The organism is Citrobacter sp. wls826 (assembly GCF_005281245.1).
Lineage (GTDB): Bacteria > Pseudomonadota > Gammaproteobacteria > Enterobacterales > Enterobacteriaceae > Citrobacter > Citrobacter braakii.
This window is the reverse complement of the sequence record NZ_SZWS01000053.1, coordinates 165,252-168,654: the sequence shown is the minus strand read 5'-3', so window position 1 is coordinate 168,654 and position 3,403 is coordinate 165,252. Positions and strand designations below refer to the sequence as shown.

At 50.4% G+C, this 3,403-nt stretch carries 2 protein-coding genes; one reads left to right on the top strand and one right to left on the bottom strand.

Annotation, left to right across the window (positions count from 1 at the left end):
* Positions 1-74: 74 nt before the first annotated feature.
* Positions 75-1,469 (bottom strand): cytochrome-c peroxidase, encoded by a 1,395-nt coding sequence (locus FDW87_RS13235; protein ID WP_016154884.1) that lies wholly within the window; start codon positions 1,467-1,469, stop codon positions 75-77.
* 425 nt (positions 1,470-1,894) lie between these two features.
* On the opposite strand from FDW87_RS13235, the gene FDW87_RS13230 reads away from it, so the two are divergent.
* Positions 1,895-3,403, top strand: a 1,509-nt coding sequence (locus FDW87_RS13230; RefSeq protein ID WP_252363162.1) for an alpha,alpha-trehalase, incomplete at its 3' end; no start/stop codon positions are given.

The window sequence follows — 3,403 nt, the reverse complement described above, 5'->3', positions numbered from 1 at the left end:
CCAACTCGGGCTGAAGCGTAAAAAAACCGACGTGAAGTCGGTTTTTTTACGTCCGAATCTGGACCACAGAGAAATTATTTACCCTGCATATACGGTGTATATACCCCATTAAGGCTTTCGAGGAATGCCACGATATCGTCGATATCTTCCTGCGGCAGTTCTTTACCCACCTGATAACGCAGCATCAGTTTTACCGCGCCGTCGAGCGTAGGCACATCACCGCGATGGAAATAAGGCGCAGTCAGCGCAACGTTACGCAATCCAGGGACTTTCTGACGCAGCTTGTCACGTAATTCATTGGTGACGTTCATGCGGCCAATATCTGCAGCAGTGACCTCGCCGAAATTAAAGTCCTTTTTCAGACCCAATGGCTCAAATGAACGTCCGCCTAAAATAATACCGCCATGACAGGTCGCGCACTTATTATCTTTAAACAACTGATAGCCATGTTTTTGCTGAGCGGTTAAGGCCGCTTCATCACCACGCAGCCATTTATCAAACGGCGAATTTGGCGTAATCAGCGTTTTCTCAAACTCAGCAATCGCATCGGTAATATTATCCCCACTGAATCCCTGCGGATAAACTGCAATGAACTCTTGCTTAAGTTGCGGATCCTTGTCCAGTTTCTGGATAATTTCATCCCAGGATTTAGACGCCATTTCGATAGGGTTCAACGGTGGACCACCGGCCTGCGCCTGCAATGTTGGCGCACGGCCATCCCAGAATTGCTCAACGTTAAAGACCGAGTTAAATACCGTTGGCGCATTGATAGGGCCAACCGCGCCGCCTACACCGATTGACGTTTTCCGGCCATCCACGCCGCCCGCATTCAGGGCGTGACAGTGCGCACAAGAAATCGTGCTGTCGCCGGAAATACGCGGGTCATGGTAAAGCGTAAAACCAAGCGCTACTTTGCGGGCATCGGTCGGAATGCTTTCCGGTATCGGCTGTACAGGTTCATTACGATGCTGCGTGGCAGTATCGTTACTGGCGTAGTACTGCTCACGCTGTTTCGCAATCCAGCCCAGGATCTCTGCTCGCTCCGTATCGCTTACTTTGCCAGCCCAGTGCAATGCGGTATAACGCGTCGGCGGCATGGTGTCGTACTGCATCACCCACTCAATTTTATTCAGATCGCTTTGCGAAACGGGTTTATCCGCGACCAGCGCCGCACGAACGGCCTCCAGATTGAATGATTTGTATCCCAGTTGAATATCGTAATTCATCAACTGCTTAGCGACGGGAAAAGAAGAATAGAAAGGTAATTCAGCCGAAGGAGTGTGACAATAATCGCATCCTTTTTCACGTAAGAACCCTAGTACTTTATTATTTTCTTCCAGCGTAGAGGCCTGAACATCAGCCTGTTTACTCCGTTGATTATCGTGATACCACACATAACCGGATAATCCAAAATAACAAATCGCGACGCCAGCTATGGCAATCACGGTAAGACGGGTAATGATTTTCATTATTTTACCCTCACCGTTGTGAGTTATTGTGACCCAGAAAATTAGAATAATTAATAGACAGTCTTTGTCAGACCTGACCATCATAGGAAATGAGGGGATTACTATTTTGATAAGTATCAAGCAATTACATGGAGGAGAACTATCGATAGAATAGCCTGTGCCTATTATAGAGTTAAACGTTACCAGGTTGTGTTCACACCTCGTTGCAATCGAATGTTCTGAAAATGGAATATCCTCGGGTTGTGCAGAATTCGGAATTATTCATTATTTTCATTGGGATAGATTTATTTTTTGGATATTGCGCAGCACTAAAATGTGATCGACCGCACGCTTTACTCACCAGATACCGAAGCGAATGTCTACGCTTAATTGACGAGCGGGCAATAGCCTTAATCTTTCAACGTCCATCGGAGGTCTTTCGCATTATGCTCAACCAGAAACTACCCCACGCCCCTTCTGAAGAAATGACGATCGACATCGATCTGCTTTATGAAATGGATCCGTGCGAGTTAAAGCTGGATGAAATGATTGAGGCGGAGCCTGAACCAGAGATGATTGAAGGGTTACCCGCCTCAGATGCGTTAACTCCCGCCGATCGTTACCTCGAGCTGTTCGAACACGTTCAGTCGTCGAAACTGTTTGCCGATAGCAAAACCTTCCCCGACTGTGCGCCGAAAATGGATCCGCTGGATATTTTGATCCGCTATCGCAAGGTTAAACGCCACCGCGACTTTGATCTGCGACGCTTCGTCGAGAACCACTTCTGGCTCCCGGAAACGCCCTCCAGTGAATATGTTTCTGACCCGGCAAATTCGCTGAAAGAGCATATCGATCAACTGTGGCCAGTGCTGACGCGCGAACCACAGGACCACATTCCCTGGTCCTCGCTGCTGGCGTTACCGCAGTCATATATTGTGCCCGGCGGGCGTTTTAGTGAAACCTACTACTGGGATTCCTACTTCACCATGCTGGGTCTGGCGGAGAGCGGTCGCGAAGATCTGCTGAAATGTATGGCGGATAACTTTGCCTGGATGATTGAAAACTATGGTCATATCCCGAACGGTAACCGTACTTACTACCTGAGTCGCTCGCAGCCGCCGGTCTTTGCGCTAATGGTCGAACTGTTTGAAGAGGATGGCGTACGCGGCGCGCGTCGTTACCTTGATCATCTAAAAATGGAGTACGCGTTCTGGATGGATGGCGCAGATTCCCTGGTACTCAACCAGGCCTACCGTCACGTGATCAGAATGTCGGACGGCTCCCTGCTCAACCGCTATTGGGACGATCGTGATACGCCGCGCGATGAGTCGTGGCTTGAAGACGTCGAGACCGCCAAGCATTCGGGTCGCCCACCCAATGAAGTGTATCGGGATTTGCGCGCGGGCGCGGCCTCCGGCTGGGATTACTCCTCGCGCTGGCTACGCGATGCAGGCCGTCTTGCCAGCATACGCACCACTCAGTTCATCCCTATTGACCTGAACGCGTTCCTCTACAAGCTGGAGAGCACTATCGCCAATATTTCCGCACTGAAAGGCGACAAAGACACTGAAGCGCAGTTTCGCCAGAAAGCCAATGACCGCCGCGATGCGGTGAATCGCTATCTTTGGGACGATGAAAACGGCTGCTATCGCGATTACGACTGGCGGCGCGAACAAATGGCCCTGTTCTCTGCCGCCAGTATTGTGCCGCTGTATGTCGGCATGGCAACACATGAACAAGCCGACCGACTTGCCAATGCGGTCCGCAGTCGCCTGCTAACCCCCGGAGGGATTTTAGCCACGGAGCATGAAACGGGTGAGCAATGGGATAAACCCAACGGCTGGGCGCCGCTGCAGTGGATGGCGATCCAAGGTTTCAAACTTTACGGCGACGACCATCTAGGGGATGAAATCGCCCGTAACTGGTTGAAAACGGTGAATCTCTTTTATCAGGAA

Excerpts from the sequence above, each read along its gene's own strand:
- FDW87_RS13235 (WP_016154884.1), bottom strand. The coding sequence starts at position 1,469 with ATGAAAATCATTACCCGTCTTACCGTGATTGCCATAGCTGGCGTCGCG.